This window comes from Thermococcus gammatolerans EJ3, assembly GCF_000022365.1.
Taxonomy (GTDB): domain Archaea; phylum Methanobacteriota_B; class Thermococci; order Thermococcales; family Thermococcaceae; genus Thermococcus; species Thermococcus gammatolerans.
On the sequence record NC_012804.1, the window covers coordinates 531308 to 549665 of the forward strand.

Below are 18358 nucleotides of genomic sequence, written 5' to 3' on the forward strand. Positions count from 1 at the left end.
TTTTATCGGGGATTTGGCACAAAGACGGAAAATCTTTAGAAAACGTTTTATTGACCATCGCCTTCCAGTGCACCGGTGGTAACATGGAGGCAATACTCCTCGTCTGGGGAGTCCGGGACGAGGTGTTGAAGAAGATCCCCGTCGAGGGGAGCTGGCTCTACGGTGAGTACGACTTCATAGCAAAGGTTGAATTTGAGGACGAGGCGGAGATGGAGAGCTTTGAGAGGTTCCTGAGATCCCTCATCAACGGCAACACCTACAAGCTCCTCCCGGTTATAGCTTCCGCCACCTCTCTCTAATTTTGTGATTTCGCAAGGTTTATACGTTTTTAGGGCAACCTAATGCGGTGGTGGCATGATAGCATTCGGTCCGGTTCCCTCGAGAAGGCTGGGTAAAAGCCTCGGCGTGAACAACATCCCCGATAAAGTTTGTAGCTACGCGTGTGTGTACTGCCAGATCGGTAGAACCCTCAGGATGGAGATAGAGAGGCGGCCATTCTATGATCCCGCTCTGATCCTTGAAGAGGTCGGGGAAAAGGTTGAGGAGGCCCGGGAGAGGGGGGAGAGGATAGACTATATAACCTTCGTTCCGGATGGAGAACCAACCCTTGATTCAAACCTCGGCCTAGAAGTCGAACTCCTCCGCGATCTGGGTGTGCCCCTGGCAATACTGACTAACTCGTCCCTTATCTGGCGCGAGGATGTCAGGAACGATCTCCTTGCCTTTGATTTTGTCTCACTCAAACTCGATGCGGTCAGCGAGCCTCTTTGGAGGAAGGTAGACAGGCCCCACAAGGCACTCAAACTCGATGCGATCCTGGAAGGAATGCTGGAGTTCCGGGAGTCGTTTGATGGCAGGCTCGTAACGGAGACGATGCTCATCGATGGTGTAAACTACGAGGGAGAGCTCGAGAGGATCGCCGAGTTCCTATCCCGGCTTGATCCCGATGTTGCTTACATAGCGGTTCCAACGAGGCCACCCGCTGAGCCCTGGGTCCGGCCGGCAAGGGAGGAGACCATAAACATGGCTTTCCAGCTCTTCGCAGAGGCCCTGGGTGAGGACAGGGTTGAGTACCTCATCGGCTACGAGGGGAACGCCTTCGCTTTCACGGGAAACGTGGAGGATGACATACTGAGCATAACCTCAGTTCATCCCATGAGGGAGGACGCGCTCAGGGAGCTCCTCAGGAAGGCGAACGCCGATTGGGACGTCGTTGAGAAACTCCTCGACGAGGGAAAGCTCATAGAGCTTGAGTACAACGGCAGAAGGTTCTACATGCGGAGGCTGAGGAGCCGGGAGTTTCGCTGAGGCTGTGCTTATGCACAAACCTTAAAAATAATTCGGTTACCCTAATTCTGGAGGTGAGAGCTTGCAGATAGCGGTTAGTGGGGGTAAGGGAGGCACCGGAAAGTCGACCGTTGCGATCAACCTCGCGGTTGAGCTCGCAAAGCGGTTCAAGCTGGTTTTAGCGGACCTGGACGTGGAGGCACCAAACGACCACCTGCTTTTGGGTGTTGACCTGGCCAACGAGGAACCGGTCAACCAGTTCATGCCCCGCTTCGACTACTCGAAGTGCACCAAGTGCAGGAAGTGCGCCGAAGTCTGCGAGGAGCACGCGATCATAACACTGAAGGACGGAACACCGTTCCTGATGCCAACGCTCTGTTCCGGCTGCCGGGCCTGCGAGATAGTCTGCCCAGTTCCAGGGGCCATCCTCGAGGGTTCAAGGTTGATCGGCCATACCTACGTAACAGAAACACACTACGGCTTTACCCTCGTCACTGGAAAGCTCAGGGAAGGAGAGGAGCGCTCGATGCCCCTCGTCGTCGAGGCCAAAAGGCGCGCGAGAAACCTTGACTACGAGCTCATGATGGTTGATACCGCCGCTGGGACGGGCAACACAGTCTCAAAGGCAATTGAAGGTTCAGAGCTCCTAATCGCGGTTACCGAACCGACTCCGCTCGGAATTCACGACACCGAGCTCATCCTCCAGCTCGGAAGGCTGATGAACCTCAAGACGTGGGTCGTGGTCAACAGGGCAGACCTCGGAGATGTTGGACGGGTCAGGGAAATAGCGGGGAGGTACGGCGCGGAGATAGTCGCTGAAATCCCCTACAGTGAGAGCATCGTGAAAAGCTACGTCTCGGGAAGACCCATTGTCCTGGAGGAAGTCCCGGAGGCGGAAATCTTCCGCGAGCTGGCTGAAAAGGTTGCCAACTTCCTCGGGGGTGATGAGTGATGCAGGTCGCGATTGCGAGCGGTAAGGGCGGTGTTGGAAAGAGCACGATAACGGCCTCACTCCTCTATCTCCTGAAGGACAGGTATAAGCTCATAGCGGTTGATGCGGATGCCGAAGCGCCGAACCTTGGTTTACTCCTTGGAGTTGAGGAGTGGGAGGAGGAGAGGGAGCACTTTGGGGCTAAAGTGGCCCGCATAAACCCCGAGAGCTGCGTCCGCTGCGGGATCTGCTATGAGAGGTGCCCCTACGAGTGCATCTACATGGACGATGAAGGTAACTACGTCGTCAACGAGCTAACCTGCGAGGGTTGCAACGTTTGCGGTCTCGTCTGCCCGGTTCCGGGCACGATAACCCTTGAACAGGTTCGCTCCGGCGTCATCCGGAGGGCTACAACCAAGTACGGCTTTCCTATAATCTCGGCCCAGCTCGACGTTGGCAAGCCTGAGAGCGGTAAACTCGTCACCGAGGAAAAGGAGTGGGCGAAAAAGCTGATGGACGAGCTTAACTTGGAGCACATGATCGTGGATTCTGCTGCCGGAATTGGCTGTCAGGTCATAGCAAGCCTCGGTGGAGCGGATGTTGCGATACTCATAGCAGAGCCAACACCGGCATCGCTGAGCGACGTTCAGCGCGCCTACAAGGTCGTCCAGCACTTCAGGGAGCCGGCCTATCTGATAATCAACAAGGCCGACCTGAACCCTGGCTTTACAAAGCTTGGGGAATGGGCCGAGGCCGAGGGGATTCCGGTCATAGGTGAGGTTCCGTACGACAGGGCCATCCCCAAGAGTATGGCAATGCTCAAGCCCGTCGTCGAGGTCTTTCCGGAGAGTCCTGCGAGCAAAGCGCTCAAGGAGATCGCAGATGTTATCGCTGAGGAGATCCTCGGCTGATCACTCCTCCATTTTTGGCGCCTCGTTTCCCTGGGGGAGTATTACAAGCTCCCTTCCCTCAACGATCATCTGGGCAACCTTTTTCCTTGCCGAGTTCAGGGCCCTCCAGACCGTGCCCCTTGAGACCCCCATCCTTTTCCCGGCCTCCTCCTGGGTCAATCCCTCGTAATCCACGAGCCTCAAAGCTTCGAACTCCTCGTAACTCATGAATATGGGTGGCTTTGGTGGGACCATCGGCGGAAGTGCAGGATAGAAGTGCTTGACCTGGGGAATGAAGCCGATCATCCTCATCTTTCTTCTCCTTCCTCGTCCCCTGCCCCATCCCATTCCTCCAGGCATCTCGGTCACCGCCTTTTACCTTCATTCTCTTCCGCCTTTATGAACTTTATCCATAGCCTTGAAACGCTTTCTCTCAGGATGTGGTCAGGATGTGGAAATTCTTCAGTTGGGGCAATTGGGGTATAGCACATGCCCTTAAGGCAGCTGAAACGACATTTTGTGCTTTTCCACCGAATGGAACGGTTTGAAACGTTTTCTTTCTCCACTTCCCACCGCATCCCTCATATACAAGCTTCCACTCAGTACAAACAGGTGATGGAGTATGATGGGAAGGAAGCTGAAAGTTGGGTTCGTTATCATCCTGATGGTACTCTCGCTAGTTCCAGCCTACACAGTAACCGCGGGGAGTTCGGGGAACGGTAGCGACAGTACGGGCTACGTGGCCACCAACCAGACAAACCGGAGTACGAACGCTACCAAGGTGGCCGCGGAGGTAATGCTCAGGAACCTCGAACGACTTCAGAACTACACTTCATCGCTGATCAACGAGACAGGTAACATCAGCGCGGAGATCCTGGGGCTGTACGAAAGGGCCCTTAACCTAACGGACGAAGCCAAGGCCCTTTACAGTGAGGGAAGGTACTGGGAGTCCCTCCACACTGCAATACTGGCGATGAAGGCCTACAAGGATGTCATCAGGAGCATAAGGCTCGGCACCGAGCCGGAGTTCATTATGGAGATAAGAAGAGCGGGTATGGAGGCAAAGAGGATACAGGAGTACCTCAAGCACGTGGGCATTCTCATAAGGGTCGCGGAGATGAAGGGACTGAACGTTTCCAGCGTCAGCGAGCTTTACAACAAGACCCGCTTGGCGTACATAAAGGTTCTCCAGGACATAAGAATCAACAACACCACCGCCCTAAGCGTTGACCTTGAAAAGGCTAGAGAGCTCAGGATGAAGCTGGATATGGAGCTCAGAAACCTCCAGATGCAGTTCGCGATCAGAAAAGCAGACAAGATCGCAAAGGCCTTCGAAATAAAACTCGAAATCATGACAAGGGCCCTGGAGAGAATGAAGATGATCCCGGGGGTCAACGAGACCGCCATTGAGAACATCACCCAGGAGCTCAACCAGCTGAGAATCCAGCTCGATCAGCTCATAAGCGAGGGCAGGTACTTTGAGGCGCTCCAGCTCATAAAGAAGGCCACGCCAAGGCTTGTCATCGGCGCAATCCACCTCAGGTGGATACACAAGGATAAAAGGGTGTACTGGGCAATAGGGGGACCACACGGTCATCCCGGTAAGGGGAAGGGTCACTGGGGCCACAGACCTTGATGATCTCTTGGTTCCTTTTTCGATACTTTTTTAGAGGTCTAAAACTTTGAACCCTTAGGGGATGTGAAATGAGGCTAAAAACGGTGTTAATCGTCCTGACTTTCATGCTGGCAGTTTCCCTCACCGCCCCGGTCGGGGCTCAATCGCTGGTCTCCCTGTCCCTCAAAGTCTATGAGGACGGCTACGTTCTCGTGAATGAGACGGTATCGACAGTGAACTACAGTGTCGTCCTCGATATCCCCCTGCTCGGAAGCCACGTGGAGGGCCTGCTGGCGGTTGATCAGGACGGGAACATCCTTCCGGCTGAGGTGAACGGAAGCAACGTCACGGTTTACTTCGGGAACGCGAGCCTCGTGAGGCTCTCGTACTACACCCCGGACCTGACATCCAAGGATGGCCCGATATGGACCGTTTCCCTTCAGAGCCCCGTCCCCGTCGAGATAGTCCTCCCTCAGAATTCAGTCATCGTGGATCTGAGCGACATCCCCCTTGAGATCAGGGGTAACACAGTAGTGATGCCCGCCGGAAACGTGAGCGTCTCATACATAATACCCATGGAGACCACCACTTCAACTACCACTACATCAACCGCAACAACTACAACTACCACCTCACCCGGTGGCGGTGCAGGTTCTACGTCCTCAACAACCAGCACAACCACTGCCCCAACGACCACGACCTCAACAACTTCCTCCACCCCCGGTGGGGGAGGTTCGTCGGGGAGCTCAGGTATTGGGGGATTCTGGTGGTTGGTGCTGATCCTTGTGCTCGTTGGGGTGGGTGTTGGGTACGTTTACCTCAAAAACAAAAACACTCGAACTCAGAGCGCTCCTACTCGGGAATCCCTCGAACAGTTCAGGAAGAAGATAGAGGCCATGAACGATCTCAACGACGATGAGAGGGGTGCGCTGATCTTCCTGCTTGAGAACGGCGGCAAGGCCCCTCAGTCCAAGGTTAGAGAAGCCCTTGGGCTACCCAAGACGACGGCCTGGAGGATGTTCAGGAGGCTCGAGGAGAAGGGACTGGTCAGGGTTTACAAGCTGGGCAGGGAGAACTGGGTCGAGCTCGTACTCGAGTGAATGCTTTTAAGCCCTCCTTCCACCTTTTTTCATGCGCGTTGAACTCCTCCCCGAGAAGGCATTGAGAATCGGTAGAACCCTTGTAGTGGCGGATCTCCACATTGGCTTTGAGGTTGCCATGGCTGAGGAGGGAAACTACGTTCCCAGCCTTCTCGGGAAAATGGTGGGAGATTTAAGGTCCATACTGCTGGCTGGAAAGTTCAAGAGACTCGTGATAAACGGTGATTTAAAGCACTCGTTCGTTCCGGTCAGGCGAGAAAGGAGGGAACTCAAGGCGTTTTTTGAGGGAATCAGTGGACTCGTCAATGAGATGGTGCTAGTCAGGGGCAACCACGACGTGGGTGTGGCTTGGCTCAGAGAGCTGGGAGTCGAGATCGTTGACTCCCTTGAGCTCGCCGGATGGACGGTTGTTCACGGGCACAGGCTGGAGGAAGGAGAGCGCTTTATCATCGGACACGAGCACCCGGCGATAAGGCTTAGGGACGAGGTCGGGGCGAGCGTTAAGGTTCCCATCTTCCTGCAGGGGGAGGAGCTGATAGTCCTCCCTGCCTTCAGTCCCTGGGCCTACGGAAACGACGTAACCCGGGAGATCGTTTCTCCCTTCCTGAGAAAGTTCAAGACGGAGTCGATGAGGGTCATCGTCCCCGTGGAGAACGAGCTCCTTGATTTTGGTGAGCTCGGAAGGCTGAAGGAAACGCTCAGGGCCCTTTTGTAGTACTTCGTCCGCTACTGCCCGATCTCGAGCTTTGGTTTCTTTCTCCCGATCCTGTACCTGACAACGTAGCGCCCGTGCTCAAAATCGTCCTCTTCAGCTTCCAGAACCTCAACAGGCTCAAGCTCAAGGCCCAAATCCATCGCCTCCCACTTGATATCGTCGAAGTAATCATAGAGCCCGCAGGTGGCGCAGAAGGAGCCTTCGAACTCCATGATAACTTCATCTCCCTCAAGCTTTAGAACCCTCGCCCTGGCCTCGCTCCCGTGAAGGCGGTTGAACTCCTCAATAACCTTCCTGAGCTTTTCCTCAGCTTCCATTCTCCCACCGGATTCAGTTCGCTAAACCCACTTAAAAAGTTTGTTAGGCTAACCGAATGGTTTAAAAACCGAAAGTCCAACGGGAGGGTGATGGGGGAGGATAGGATCCAGTGGGCGAGAAGGGAATATTCCGATGAGGAGATATTCTCGATCCTCAGTGAGCCGGTTAGGGAGTGGTTTAGGCGGAAGTTTGGAAGTTTCACGCCCCCCCAGCGCTACGCGGTTATGGAGATTCATAAGGGGGAGAACGTGTTAATTTCATCACCGACGGGTTCCGGAAAAACGCTTTCCGCTTTCCTCTCGGCCATAAACGAGCTCATCCTCCTCGGAAAGGAGGGAAAGCTTGAGGATAAGATCTACGTCCTCTACGTTTCCCCGTTGCGAGCGCTAAACAACGACATAAAGCGCAACTTGGAGGGACCTTTGGCTGAAATCAAGGAAGTGGCAAAGGAGCTCGGCTACGACCTGCCAGAAATCCGCGTCGGCATAAGGACGAGCGACACCTCGAGCTACGAGAAGAGCAAGATGGTGAAGAAACCGCCCCACATCCTCATAACTACTCCCGAGAGCCTCGCGATAGCTCTAAACGCTCCCAAGTTCCGGGAGAGGCTGAAGACGGTTAAATATCTCATCATAGACGAGGTTCACGCTCTGGCTGAGAACAAGCGCGGTTCCCACTTGGCTTTGAGCGTTGAGAGACTTCAAGAGATGGCCGAAGAGAAGTTCGTGAGAATCGGCCTGAGTGCGACGATACACCCGCTTGAGGAGATAGCGAAGTTCGTCTTCGGCTTCGATGACGATGGAAAGCCGAGACCTGGTCTTATTGTTGACGTCAGCTTCGCCAAGCAGACCGAGATTAGGGTCGAGAGCGTCGTCGAGGACTTAATCTACACTCCAGCCGGGGAGCTGAGCGAGGCCCTATACAGGAGGCTGGCCGAGCTGATCAGGGAGCACAGGACGACCCTAATTTTCACCAACACGAGGAGCGGTGCCGAGAGGGTCGCTTTCAACCTCAAGAAGCGCTACCCCGAGTTCGAGGGGCTCATTGAGGCGCACCATTCGAGTTTGTCGCGCGAGGTTAGGCTGGACGTTGAGGAGAAGCTGAAGAGAGGCGAGCTAAAAGCTGTTGTGACGAGTACATCTCTGGAGCTCGGAATAGACATCGGAACGATTGATTTGGTGGTTCTAATCGGCTCGCCGAAGAGCGTGAACCGTGCCCTGCAGAGAATTGGGCGAGCAGGCCACAGGCTTCACGAGGTCAGCAAGGGGGTTATTTTGGCCCTCGACAGGGACGACTTGGTCGAGGTTACCGTTTTGGCGCACAACGCGAGGAACAGAAGACTCGACCGCGTTAGGATTCCGAAGAACCCACTCGACGTATTAGCCCAGCACCTCCTCGGGATGGCCCTAAACAGGGTCTGGGAGGTTGATGAGGCTTATCGCGTCGTCAAACGAGCTTATCCCTTCAAGGATTTGTCTTTCGAGGACTTCATGAGCGTTTTGAGGTATTTGGCTGGAGAATACGCCGGTTTGGAGGAGCGGAAAGTCTACGCCAAGATATGGCTGGAGGACGGGCGCTTTGGACGGCGAGGAAAGATGACGCGGGCGATTTACTACATGAACGTCGGCACGATTCCAGATGAGGCCAAAATCCGCGTTTACACGATGGACAAAAAGCTAATCGGGACAGTTGAGGAGGAGTTCGCCGAGAGGCTGATGCCCGGCGATGTCTTCGTCTTAGCTGGAAGAACCTACGAGTTCGTCAAGAGCAGGGGCAACAAGCTCTACGTCATCCCGCGTGAGGGTGCCAAGCCGACTATTCCGGCGTGGTTCTCGGAGATGCTCCCTCTCAGCTTCGATTTAGCACTCGACATCCAGCGCTTCAGGAGGGAGGTTAAGGGCCTTCTTAAGAGGAAGGACGCGGTTAGAAGGCTGATGAGGAAGTACGGAATAGACGAAAAGGCCTCGCGCGCCATAATCGCCTACTTCCGCGAGCAGGCGAGATATTCAATAATTCCGGACGACGAGACGGTTCTTGTTGAGTTCGTTCCAGGGGAAAAGAGAAACCGCTACTTCTTCCACACGCTCATAGGGAGGCGCGCGAACGACGCTTTAAGCAGGGCCTTCGCCTACCTCGTGAGCAAGAGAAAGAACTGCAACGTTGGAATAGCGATAAACGACAACGGCTTTGCTTTACTCCTTCCGCCAGAGGTTGAGCTGAGCGAGGAGGAAGTGATGGAGCTTTTCAAGGTTGAGGACCTGAGGGAGACGCTGAAGAGGGCCCTCGACAACACCGAGCTACTGAAGAGGCGCTTCAGGCACGTGGCAAACAGGGGATTGCTAATCCTCAGGCGCTACGTCGGAAGGAGTAAGAGGCTCGGCAGGCAACAGGTCATGGCGGTCTCGCTCCTCAAGGTGCTCAAGGAGAACTACCCGGACTTCCCGCTCCTGAAGGAGGTCTACCGGGAGATTATGGAGGACAAGATGGACGTGGAAAGCGCTGAACTGTTCCTGAGCTGGGTTCGCGAGGGGAAAATAAGGGTGGTCTTCCAGATCCACAGCGTCCCAAGTCCCTTCGCCTTTAATCTCGAAGCGATAGGCTCGAGCGACGTGGTTCTTATGGAGGACAGGAGGGAGCTGATCAAACAGCTTCACAGAAAAATAATGGCAATGATAAAGGAAACGACATCAGAAGACGTTGAGCTTGTCGTCTAGGATCATCTTCTGAATCTTTGTTACGTCTGCGAGCCAGGCGTCTGCTATCTCGTATGCAGGCTTCTGGAGGACGTCTATGGAGTAGCCCTTCTTCGGGATTATCTGTATGCTCGCCACGAGGGGTTCATCGATGGGCTTGCCTATCTGGCTGAGTATCCTGACGTAGACCTCCTGCACGCCTTCGACCTGCTCGGCGATGTCGTTGGCTATGAGCATCGAAAGGAGGTTGTAGATCTTTCCGACGTGGGAAACGGGGTTCTTTCCGGCTGCTGCCTCCATGCTCATGTGCCTGTTTGGGGTTATGAGCCCGTTGACGCGGTTTCCTCTGCCTACGGAACCGTCATCGCCCGCCTCGGCGCTGGTTCCGGTAACGGTGATGTAGTAAATTCCGTTCTTCGGATCGTCGGCGGTGTTCACGAATATCTTGGTCGGCCTCTGGGTGTGCTCCTCAACTACTCCCTTTGCCGCCTCGTAGATCTCCTCTTTCACGGCCATATAGTCGTCCGGGTTTGAGACCTCGCTGTCAACTATTGCAGCGGCAATGGTCAGATCGATCTCGTCGCCCTTCCTGAGGCCCATGACCTTGATGTCCTCTCCAACCGCTGGGCACTTCTTTTTGAACTCCTCGCTGTTAAGGAGCTTTTCAGTCTCGAGGACTATCCTCTCGGTCTCGCTGAGCGGGGCGTAGCCGACACCGAAGGAAGTGTCGTTCGCGAGCGGAATCGGGTTCTCCTTGGCCTTGTTGAAAACTCCAACCAGATCAACGCTTCCCTGTCCGATGCGGGAATCAATTACCACGTGGTTCTCGATGTCGAGGTGTCTAACTGCTTTCTTGAGGTAGTCCTTCGCGGCCTTTATCGCGACTTGGTGAACCGGAAACTCCTCTCTATCGACGAGCTCCACAGCTCTTCCAGAGAGAAGGATGTAAATTGGCTTTATGACCTCACCGCCCCCGAACTGCGGGTAGGCTCTTCCTCCAACAACCTCTACCTGATCCGTGTTGTGGTGGAGAATTATACCATAGCGCTTGAGATACTCCCTGCTCAAAGCCCTGCTTACCGCCTCGGCGATGCCGTCGGCTATGCTGTCAGGGTGGCCTATTCCCTTTCTCTCGACGAGTTCAACCTCCTGCATTTCAACCGGAGTTCTAACGAGTTCCTCAACGACTATGTTCCTGACTTTCTCGACCATGAGCGTCACCACCTTTTTCTTTTAGCAGACCCCGGTCTGAGGGAACTTTTATATAATTTTCGGCATGAAGAACCTGGAATGGTATTCCCGGCAGTTATAACCGCGAAAACCTTAAAATTTTCTCCGAAGAATTTTCTTTGACGGTCCCGCCCGGTTGGCCCGCCGGACGGAGTGGGCTGGGCCTTCGATGATGTCCCGTGGACGATGCCGGGCGGACAGGGCTTGGCCTCCGGACCGCCGGAGGGTGGCGTTGCCTTCAATGATGGCGGGGGATCAGCCAAGCCCACATCAACCCTGCTCCTTTATCTTGAGCGCCTCCAGGAACTTCTCGGTTATCGCCTCCTCCGCCAGCCTCAGAAGGGAATTCTTGTCCTTTGCAAGCTTGAAGAGGCCCAGGGGAATCCTCGCGCCCCCCATCGTCGCGTGGCCGCCCCCGCTACCTATCTCCCCAAAGGCTTCCTTCATGACGGCCCCTATGTTCACCCTCACGTCCCTTGTCCGGGCTGACATCTCTATGTAGTCGTCCACTATTCCGAAGACAAGAACCGTGCTTATGCCCTCGAGCCTGAGGAGGAAGTCCGCCGATTCGGCCAGCGCATCCCTGTTCCTTATAAAGCCGACGTTCGAGATGACGACGTTCTTGTAGGACTTCCTGTTGAGTATTGCCCTCGCCAGTATCTCCGCAGTTTCGGTTGAGATGTCCGGGTGCTCTATCCTCTCCAGGAGCTCGTGGTTAACCTTTCCGGCCAGGAACTCGATGGCCTTTAGGTCGACCTGGCTGAGCTGGGAGAACTTCTTTGTGTCCGTGTAGATGCCATAGAAGAGTGCAGTAGCGAGGGTCTCGGAGAGGGGTATGTTGAGTGCCTTTATGTACTCGGTGAGTATGGATGCCGAGGCCTTAACGTCCTCCCTGATGTCCACAAAGGCGTCGCTTGGCAGAAGTTCGTGGAGGTGCTGGAAGATCTGATGATGGTCTATGAGGATCTGCACCTTTTCCCGGTCCTCTGGCTCGAGAATCGTCAGGTTTCCGTTCGGCTGGGTGTCAACTATTGCTATCGCACTGTGCTTTCGTATCTCGTAAGACCCTCTAGAAACACGCCTCAGGTTTATTCCGAGTAAGTTCACGAAGGCCTGATTTTCATGGTGGGTGATCTCCCCTCCGTAGGCTATCGTTGTTTTCAGACCGACGTTCTGGGCTATCAGGGACAGCGCAACAGCTGAAGAGATTGCATCTGGATCCGGGTTGTTGTGGGTGAGTATCAGCAGGGAGTCCGTTTTTTCCTTTATTTCCTTGAGCTTCTTTAGGAGCATGAGGGCGTTCTTCTTCTCGCCGAGCTGGAAGAGCGTTCTGAGGAAGGCCTCTGTTATGGCCTTCTGGGGGTAGATGCCGTAGTCTATCTTGACCTCCTTCTCGAATTCCTCCAGGATTATGTCCTCCATCGTTTCCTTGGGCATGTCATCTGGCAGAAGGGCGACTATGGGAACCTCCTTGTTGTTGGTTCTTATAACGTAGATGGCCTTCTTTACCGCCTCGAGGTTTCTGGTGGTTATCACGACGACGTTGGCCCTGTCAACGCCGGCCTTCAGAAGGGTCGCTGTGTACGAAAAATCCCCCTGAACAACGTTGAAACCGCTCTCCTCGAGGGATTTCGCGCGGAGCTCGTCCTTTTCCACTATTGTTATTTCAAACTCTCCCTTGAGTGCTTCCGCGATCTGCCTGCCTATGCTCCCCCCACCGAGGATCAGGATGCGCATGATCATCACCTATGAGCAACAACGTTTAAATAGATACGTTCCCATAGATTGGGAGGGATGCACCGCCCGTATTATCTTGGTTGGGGATATATATAGCTGTCGCCCATAAACAATCAGATGGTGAGATTATGAAGCTGCCGGACACAAGGCCCCTGAAAGAAAACGTCGTTGTAATATCTCCCTCGGATTTAGCTCAAGAGGTCAAGAGCGTAGCTTCCCAGTCTGGGGGAGCGTTCCTGAAGATCTTTGGCAAGAAGGACAACTCCAAGTACTACCTTACAATACTCTTCGACAGAACCAAGGTTCTGGCCGCCGAGGGGCAGGACTTGGAATCAGGGGCTCAGGTAATCGGTGAAGAGGCTATAAACCTCTTCCGGAAGCTGATGGGCAACCCGATGGTCGTCGACGTCTATTCCCTCGATGAGATCGGTGTCAAGATCTCGATAGCCGAGAACCTTGACGTATACTCCAAAACTCCCAAGATAACGATAGAGGAACTCTTTGGGGGAAGGGCCCCAGCAAGGGTCGAAAAGCCCAAGCCCGTGCCAAAACCTGCTGAAAAACCAGTTGAAAAGCCCGCTGAAAAGCCTGTGAAGGCTCGGGAAAAGCCCAAGCCAAAGCCCGGCGAGATCGAGATCGTTATCGAGATCCCCGGCGGGGACGTCCTCGAGGAGGCCCTGAAGGAGTACACGAAGCACTTGATCTCAGAGGCCAAGCGGATAAGAACGCTCCAGATAAACAAGGTCGTCTACTCCGGTGAGCTCACCGAGGGCGTCGTCTACCTCAATGTCCACATATACGGCCACAGTGAAGGACAGATGAGGGAGGTAGCCGAAAAGAGAATGCTCCACGCCATAAGCAAATACGCCCCCGTTATACTCAGAATGGCGGATATAAAGCCCATTCTCAAGGAGATAAAGGTCATCCTCGACGGCAAGGAGGTGGCCCCACAGGAGATCGTTGAAAGGGACAAGAAGAAGATCGGGAAAGTTGACCGGGAGGGCAGGCTTACCCTTGCCGTTCTTGAGGACGTCTGGCCTTACTTCAGCGCAATGATGAGAACTGTCGTTAACGAGATAGAACGCCAAGGAATAGCTGTTAAGGCGGCCACTTTTGACGTTCCTGGCAGGAAGGAATTCGAAGTGAACGCGAAGCTCGCAGTTGAGACTTCCCTCTCAGAGGATCAGGCAAGGAAGATAATAAGGGACATCATCACAAAGCACACGAAGGAACTCGGTAGGACGCTGAAGAGGTACATGACGGTTCACAACGTTGAGGTGGAATTCATAAAGAAGGCCGAGACTGTGAAACCATCTGCAAAGGTGCCAACAACGGGTAAAGCTGCGGAGATCCTCCAGAAGAAGGCGGAGCTGGAGAAGGAGGTCGAGAAGCTACTCCAGCAGGCGGGTGTTGAGGAACTAGCCTTTTTGACGGAAGAAAAGAAGCGTGAAAGCGAAAAGGCTCTGCTGAGGAGCAGGATAGAGCCGGCAATGGAGGAGCTCAAGAACCGGCTCCACACCGAGCTCAAGCTCATTCCGAGGGTTACTTTTAAGTGGCTCAAGCTCAACTGGGACGCCAAGGGGACGACGGTTTACGTGGACATTGAAGCATCGTTCATGAAGGAGGAGATAGGCGGTCTTTTCGGATCCTTTTCGGGCGTTGATGAGGGCAGGATCAAGCAGGACGTCAGGGAAACCATACTCCGCGTGATCAGGGATATACAGAAAGAGTACGGCATCAAGATCAGTCTCAACAAGTTCAACGTTATCGTTAGGTGATCTTAAAATTTTTTAAGTTTTCCTAATTTCTCAATCCGGGTGCTGGTAATGCAGGTCATCGGCTACGTGCTCATCATCATAGCCCTCGGCAGGTTTCTGGCGGAGCTCTTCGAGAGGATAGGTTATCCCGGAATAGTCGGTGAGATAACGGCAGGTTTGCTCCTGGGTTACTTTCTCAGAGACGTTCCGGCGGGAGAGATGAACCTTCTGGCCGAGTTTGGGATATTCTTCCTTATGATCCTCGCGGGCCTTGAAATAACACCTGATGAGCTCCGCATGGGTGGCAGGGAGGCTCTCCCGGTTTATCTCGTGACCCTCGCCGTGATGTTCTTCGTCACCCTGCCGTTTACTAATTACTCCATCTCAACTGGAAACATCCTTGCGGCTTCGATACTGGCCGTTGCCAGCGCTCCGATCGTCGTTCGGATAAAGCGTTTCTTCGGGGAGGAATACCTCCATGTGGCCCTTTCGTACGCAATAATAAGCGAGGTCGTCATACTCGTTCTCGTCTATGTACTCGCCAGCTTCGAGGAAGCGCACGATCCATCCGATCTTGCGATAACTATCGTGAAGCAGGTTCTCTTTATAGGGGGGGTTCTTTACGTCAACTATAAGATTGGAATCCAGCACAAGATCTGGCTGATAACACAGCTCAGGCGCCTCAGGAGCGACGAGGCCGTCTTCGGGGCCTTCATGATCCTCGCTGCGACGCTGGGCTTCATAAGCGAGGAGGTTGGAATGCACTTCACAATCGGCGCCTTCCTCGCCGGTCTGCTCCTTCACAGCGATCTCGTTGGGACTAGACAGTACGAGAGGCTTGAGACCATATTGAGCGGCGTTACCTACGGTATCTTCGCCCCCATCTTCTTTGCCTGGCGCGGGATGAACTTCAGGGCGGAGGTCACCCTTGCGACGGCTTATTTCTTCCTTGCGATTTATCTCGTCCGCTTCCTGCTGACGGTTGTCCTAACGTGGGACGGAAGGCTCCTCAGCTCGATCGCAAAGGCTACCGGGCTCGTGAGCTTCGGCATCCTCGGGCTGCTTGTTTCGGACCTCGGGAACTCCTACGGCGTATTAACAGGTGAGCTCTACTCCATATCGGCTTTGACGTCCATTGGAGGCATCTTCCTCGCGGCGACGATCGGCAGGGGTCTTTCCTTCCTCCGCCGTTCGAGTGGGAAAGGTTTATAAGTCCCGCGATGAGGGAACGGGTAGCTGTAAAGTGAGATGGGTGGTGAAGATGAGCTGGATGACTCCCAAGAGAGCTTTCATGGGTGCAGCTGCCGCAGAGGGGGGAACGAAGCTCAACGCTTTTGATAACGCCCTCCTGAAGCTGGGAATAGGAAACGTTAATCTCGTCAAGCTCAGCAGCGTTATACCCGCCCACATCGAGTGGATCGAAAAGGTTCACGACGTCCCAATAGGAATGCTCCTTCCAACGGTATACGCCCACATCGAGAGCGACGAACCGGGGATGACGATAAGCGCCGCCCTTGGTGTCGGTATAAGCGAGGGGAATGAGGGCGGTCTTATCTACGAGTATTCCGGCTACTGCACAAAGGAAGAGGCAGAGGAAATGGTCAGGAAGATGGTCGAGGAAGGCTTCGCTGTTCGCGGCTGGAAGCTCAAGGAGTTCAAGGCGGTCTCGGCCGAGATAACGGTCAAAGAAAAGCCCGCCGCAGTCGTTGCCGCTGTTGTCATGTTCCCCTACTAGATCCTCTCCATATCTATGAGGGTGAACTCGTCTGCCTTTCTTTTTTCAAAGGTCATCCTGTACCTTGTTTCCCCCTTTGAGGCCAGAACCTCAACGTAGCCGCTGTTCTCCCCACCCATTACGTTCATCCATACAACGTTGTAGCCCCTCCTCTGCAGGACGTTTTTGAGGACCCCCTTAATTGTCACGCCCGGCTCCAGCCTCTTGCCCTCACTCCTGCCCTTGAGGAACGTCCACAACTCCAGAAACGTCGTTCGGGGATTTGAGTTCTCAACCGGCATCATGAAGAGTATGGATTTTCCATCCCTCAGGAGAATCCAGTGGGACGATTCAGAAAAGACCGTTACGGTAAGTTCAAGGTTTGGGTCATCCTCGCTTTCTAGAACGAGCTCACCGACGAGATGAGGAATCCCGTACCTCATCCCCTCTTCTATCTCCCCGACGAGGGATTTGATCCTCTGAAAGAGCTCTTTCCTGACTTTGATTTCATTCATCACTCAGATTTGAGGGTTGTGTTTTATAAATTTTGTTCCGCCCAGATAGGTTTAAAACCTCGAGGCCAAGCTAAACGTGGTGGTGAGCATGGGATTCAACGAGATGGAGGGTGCTTTCATCGAATGGTACCCAAGGGGCTATGGAGTGGCTTTTAAGGTCAAGAGGAGGCTCTTTGCAATTCAAACGGACTATCAGAGGCTTGAAATCTACGAGACGGAAGGATTCGGAAAGCTGCTGGTTCTTGATGACACCGTTCAGCTCGTTGAGGTGGGAGAGGAGAGCTACCATGAGGCACTCGTTCATCCGGTCATGCTGGCACATCCGAACCCCAGAAGGATCCTCGTAATCGGCGGTGGGGACGGCGGGACTCTGAGGGAAGTCCTCAGGCATGAGACGGTTGAGAAGGCCACTATGGTGGAGATCGACGAGGGAGTCGTTGAGGCATCTTACCTCTACCTCGACGTCGCAAAGGACCTCCTTGAGCGTCTCATAAAGGGGGAGGAGAAAAGGGCTGAGCTGATAATTGGGGACGGCGTGAAGTACCTCAGAGAGACCGATGAGCGCTTCGACGTCATAATAGTGGACTCCACCGATCCCGTTGGTCCTGCGAAACTCCTCTTTTCCGAGGAATTCTACCGCTCGGCATATGAAAAGCTCAACGAGAGGGGTCTCTACATCACCCAAGCAGGCAGCGTTTACCTGTTTACCAACGAGCTCATCGACGCCTACCGGGCTATGAAGAAGGTCTTTGACAGAGTCTACTACTTCAGCTTCCCGGTTATCGGCTACGCCTCACCCTGGAGCTTCCTCGTCGGAGTTAAGGGGGACATCGATTTCACGAAGGTTGACCTTGAGAGGGCCAAGAAGCTCGATCTCTACTACTACGACCCTGAGAGGCACGAAACACTCTTCCAGATGCCCCGCTACGTAAGGCAACTCCTGGAGGAAAGGAAGTGAAGCTGGAAAGAAAGCACTTTTCTCTTTTCCTCACGATTCTTCTCGGCCTATTTCTTGCCTACAGGATAAGGGAAGAGCTAAGCTCCATTGAGTGGTCGAAGGTGGATCCCTCCTACTTTCCCGCCGTTTTTCTGTTCGGAGTCCTGGCCTTCCTGGCTTATACCGCGATATGGTACTTCCTGCTGTCTTCAATCAGGAGGGTCCCCTTCTGGAGATTAGTTGAGCTCAACCTCGTCGGGAGCTATCTATCAATGACCCTCAACTCTGCAATCGGGGGAATCGTGAAGGCCAAATACGCCCTTCCGAACTGGTGGCAGTCCATTGGGATCGTTGCCCTGGTTACTGCCCTTGAGATACTTCCAGGAGGCATAGTGGCCATAATCTCAGGTGATCTCATCGTTCTTCCGCTCCTCCTCTTGGTGTTATGGGGCATAGTTCACGAGGACTCGCTTTATCCCCTCGTGGCGCTTCCGTTCAGACTGCTGGGAAAGGGAGAGTGGATAAGAAACTTTTACCTCGGCTGGAAGACCGCCAAAACAAACGGGGGGGCCTTTGCCAGAGCCATCGCTGTAGCATTTCTTCAGGCAAGTTTTCTGGCCCTTGCCCTAGTTGTCACCGGCGGTGCCTTTGGGATCAGAGTTCCGATTGAGAAGGGCCTCGTGGCCGTTGCCTACTCAACGGTGATCGGGGGCATCGTTGGAACGCCCGGCGGGATCGGGGGAAACGAGCTCGGCGTTATACTCGCCATCGGCGACGTTTCCGCGGCCGCCACAATGGCGTTCGTGTACAAGTTTTTCACCCAGTACATCTTTGCCATCCTCGGGGCGATTCCCTTTTACAGGGTTTTAAGGGAGAACGGAAAACCCTTATAGGCACTTTCGCCAAATTCCTCCGGTGA

At 54.1% G+C, this 18358-nt stretch carries 18 protein-coding genes; 13 read left to right on the forward strand and 5 right to left on the reverse strand.

The window, feature by feature from the left end; genetic code table 11:
- Positions 1 to 83: 83 nt before the first annotated feature.
- The 4 genes from TGAM_RS02895 (at position 84) to TGAM_RS02910 (ending at position 3129) form a co-directional block, all read left to right on the forward strand.
- Positions 84 to 299 (forward strand): hypothetical protein, encoded by a 216-nt coding sequence (locus tag TGAM_RS02895; RefSeq protein ID WP_048811059.1) that lies wholly within the window; start codon positions 84 to 86, stop codon positions 297 to 299.
- Between the two features lie 55 nt (positions 300 to 354).
- A complete protein-coding gene (locus TGAM_RS02900) occupies positions 355 to 1308 on the forward strand; it encodes a radical SAM protein (protein WP_015858188.1) in 954 nt (317 codons plus the stop codon).
- Between the two features lie 61 nt (positions 1309 to 1369).
- Positions 1370 to 2239, forward strand: coding sequence for a P-loop NTPase (locus TGAM_RS02905; RefSeq protein WP_015858189.1), 870 nt, complete (start codon positions 1370 to 1372; stop codon positions 2237 to 2239).
- On the forward strand, positions 2239 to 3129 hold the full coding sequence (locus TGAM_RS02910) for a nucleotide-binding protein (protein WP_015858190.1): 891 nt from the start codon (positions 2239 to 2241) through the stop codon (positions 3127 to 3129). The genes TGAM_RS02905 and TGAM_RS02910 overlap by 1 nt, the downstream gene beginning before the upstream one ends.
- On the opposite strand, the gene TGAM_RS02915 is transcribed toward TGAM_RS02910, so the two are convergent.
- On the reverse strand, positions 3130 to 3468 hold the full coding sequence (locus TGAM_RS02915) for a DUF134 domain-containing protein (RefSeq protein WP_048811060.1): 339 nt from the start codon (positions 3466 to 3468) through the stop codon (positions 3130 to 3132).
- A gap of 262 nt (positions 3469 to 3730) precedes the next feature.
- Here TGAM_RS02915 and TGAM_RS02920 point away from each other — a divergent pair, with 262 nt between their 5' ends.
- The 3 genes from TGAM_RS02920 (at position 3731) to TGAM_RS02930 (ending at position 6538) form a co-directional block, all read left to right on the forward strand.
- Positions 3731 to 4744 (forward strand): hypothetical protein, encoded by a 1014-nt coding sequence (locus TGAM_RS02920; RefSeq protein WP_148206249.1) that lies wholly within the window; start codon positions 3731 to 3733, stop codon positions 4742 to 4744.
- Positions 4745 to 4812: 68 nt separating this feature from the next.
- Positions 4813 to 5823, forward strand: coding sequence for a helix-turn-helix transcriptional regulator (locus TGAM_RS02925; RefSeq protein ID WP_015858193.1), 1011 nt, complete (start codon positions 4813 to 4815; stop codon positions 5821 to 5823).
- A 31-nt stretch (positions 5824 to 5854) separates the two neighbouring features.
- Positions 5855 to 6538 (forward strand): metallophosphoesterase, encoded by a 684-nt coding sequence (locus tag TGAM_RS02930; protein WP_015858194.1) that lies wholly within the window; start codon positions 5855 to 5857, stop codon positions 6536 to 6538.
- Positions 6539 to 6549: 11 nt separating this feature from the next.
- On the opposite strand, the gene TGAM_RS02935 is transcribed toward TGAM_RS02930, so the two are convergent.
- Complete coding sequence (locus TGAM_RS02935; RefSeq protein WP_015858195.1) at positions 6550 to 6855, reverse strand: hypothetical protein; 306 nt, start codon at positions 6853 to 6855, stop codon at positions 6550 to 6552.
- Positions 6856 to 6945: 90 nt separating this feature from the next.
- Here TGAM_RS02935 and TGAM_RS02940 point away from each other — a divergent pair, with 90 nt between their 5' ends.
- Positions 6946 to 9570, forward strand: a complete 2625-nt coding sequence (locus tag TGAM_RS02940; protein WP_015858196.1) for an ATP-dependent helicase — start codon at positions 6946 to 6948, stop codon at positions 9568 to 9570.
- Here TGAM_RS02940 and TGAM_RS02945 read toward each other — a convergent pair.
- Both TGAM_RS02945 and TGAM_RS02950 read right to left on the reverse strand, forming a co-directional pair.
- Positions 9544 to 10761, reverse strand: coding sequence for a methionine adenosyltransferase (locus TGAM_RS02945; RefSeq protein ID WP_015858197.1), 1218 nt, complete (start codon positions 10759 to 10761; stop codon positions 9544 to 9546). The two genes, TGAM_RS02940 and TGAM_RS02945, sit on opposite strands and share 27 nt — an antisense overlap.
- 288 nt (positions 10762 to 11049) lie before the next feature.
- Entirely contained in the window at positions 11050 to 12516 is a 1467-nt protein-coding gene (locus tag TGAM_RS02950) for a DHH family phosphoesterase (RefSeq protein ID WP_015858198.1), read from the reverse strand.
- A 128-nt stretch (positions 12517 to 12644) separates the two neighbouring features.
- On the opposite strand from TGAM_RS02950, the gene TGAM_RS02955 reads away from it, so the two are divergent.
- Genes TGAM_RS02955 through TGAM_RS02965 form a run of 3 tightly spaced genes read left to right on the forward strand, consistent with a single transcriptional unit; the run spans position 12645 to position 16008 of the window.
- Positions 12645 to 14294, forward strand: coding sequence for a DUF2226 domain-containing protein (locus TGAM_RS02955; RefSeq protein WP_015858199.1), 1650 nt, complete (start codon positions 12645 to 12647; stop codon positions 14292 to 14294).
- Positions 14295 to 14342: 48 nt separating this feature from the next.
- Positions 14343 to 15485 (forward strand): cation:proton antiporter, encoded by a 1143-nt coding sequence (locus TGAM_RS02960; protein ID WP_015858200.1) that lies wholly within the window; start codon positions 14343 to 14345, stop codon positions 15483 to 15485.
- A gap of 49 nt (positions 15486 to 15534) precedes the next feature.
- Complete coding sequence (locus tag TGAM_RS02965) at positions 15535 to 16008, forward strand: pyruvoyl-dependent arginine decarboxylase (RefSeq protein WP_048811061.1); 474 nt, start codon at positions 15535 to 15537, stop codon at positions 16006 to 16008.
- On the opposite strand, the gene TGAM_RS02970 is transcribed toward TGAM_RS02965, so the two are convergent.
- Complete coding sequence (locus TGAM_RS02970; protein WP_048811392.1) at positions 16005 to 16502, reverse strand: hypothetical protein; 498 nt, start codon at positions 16500 to 16502, stop codon at positions 16005 to 16007. The two genes, TGAM_RS02965 and TGAM_RS02970, sit on opposite strands and share 4 nt — an antisense overlap.
- 88 nt (positions 16503 to 16590) lie before the next feature.
- Between TGAM_RS02970 and speE the strand changes: the two genes are divergently transcribed.
- On the forward strand, positions 16591 to 17460 hold the full coding sequence (gene speE / locus TGAM_RS02975) for a polyamine aminopropyltransferase (protein ID WP_048811062.1): 870 nt from the start codon (positions 16591 to 16593) through the stop codon (positions 17458 to 17460).
- The gene (locus tag TGAM_RS02980) at positions 17457 to 18332 is read left to right on the forward strand and encodes a lysylphosphatidylglycerol synthase transmembrane domain-containing protein (RefSeq protein ID WP_015858204.1); all 876 of its coding nucleotides are present in this window, start codon (positions 17457 to 17459) and stop codon (positions 18330 to 18332) included. The genes speE and TGAM_RS02980 overlap by 4 nt, the downstream gene beginning before the upstream one ends.
- Positions 18333 to 18358 lie beyond the last annotated feature (26 nt).

Bases quoted from the DNA above. Each gene is read 5' to 3' on its own strand.
- TGAM_RS02895 (WP_048811059.1), top strand. From the start codon at position 84: ATGGAGGCAATACTCCTCGTCTGGGGAGTCCGGGACGAGGTGTTGAAG.
- TGAM_RS02900 (WP_015858188.1), top strand. From the start codon at position 355: ATGATAGCATTCGGTCCGGTTCCCTCGAGAAGGCTGGGTAAAAGCCTC.
- TGAM_RS02910 (WP_015858190.1), top strand. From the start codon at position 2,239: ATGCAGGTCGCGATTGCGAGCGGTAAGGGCGGTGTTGGAAAGAGCACG.
- TGAM_RS02915 (WP_048811060.1), bottom strand. From the start codon at position 3,468: ATGCCTGGAGGAATGGGATGGGGCAGGGGACGAGGAAGGAGAAGAAAG.
- TGAM_RS02920 (WP_148206249.1), top strand. From the start codon at position 3,731: ATGATGGGAAGGAAGCTGAAAGTTGGGTTCGTTATCATCCTGATGGTA.
- TGAM_RS02925 (WP_015858193.1), top strand. From the start codon at position 4,813: ATGAGGCTAAAAACGGTGTTAATCGTCCTGACTTTCATGCTGGCAGTT.
- TGAM_RS02930 (WP_015858194.1), top strand. From the start codon at position 5,855: ATGCGCGTTGAACTCCTCCCCGAGAAGGCATTGAGAATCGGTAGAACC.
- TGAM_RS02935 (WP_015858195.1), bottom strand. From the start codon at position 6,855: ATGGAAGCTGAGGAAAAGCTCAGGAAGGTTATTGAGGAGTTCAACCGC.
- TGAM_RS02940 (WP_015858196.1), top strand. From the start codon at position 6,946: ATGGGGGAGGATAGGATCCAGTGGGCGAGAAGGGAATATTCCGATGAG.
- TGAM_RS02945 (WP_015858197.1), bottom strand. From the start codon at position 10,761: ATGGTCGAGAAAGTCAGGAACATAGTCGTTGAGGAACTCGTTAGAACT.
- TGAM_RS02950 (WP_015858198.1), bottom strand. From the start codon at position 12,516: ATGCGCATCCTGATCCTCGGTGGGGGGAGCATAGGCAGGCAGATCGCG.
- TGAM_RS02955 (WP_015858199.1), top strand. From the start codon at position 12,645: ATGAAGCTGCCGGACACAAGGCCCCTGAAAGAAAACGTCGTTGTAATA.
- TGAM_RS02960 (WP_015858200.1), top strand. From the start codon at position 14,343: ATGCAGGTCATCGGCTACGTGCTCATCATCATAGCCCTCGGCAGGTTT.
- TGAM_RS02965 (WP_048811061.1), top strand. From the start codon at position 15,535: ATGAGCTGGATGACTCCCAAGAGAGCTTTCATGGGTGCAGCTGCCGCA.
- TGAM_RS02970 (WP_048811392.1), bottom strand. From the start codon at position 16,502: ATGAATGAAATCAAAGTCAGGAAAGAGCTCTTTCAGAGGATCAAATCC.
- speE (WP_048811062.1), top strand. From the start codon at position 16,591: ATGGGATTCAACGAGATGGAGGGTGCTTTCATCGAATGGTACCCAAGG.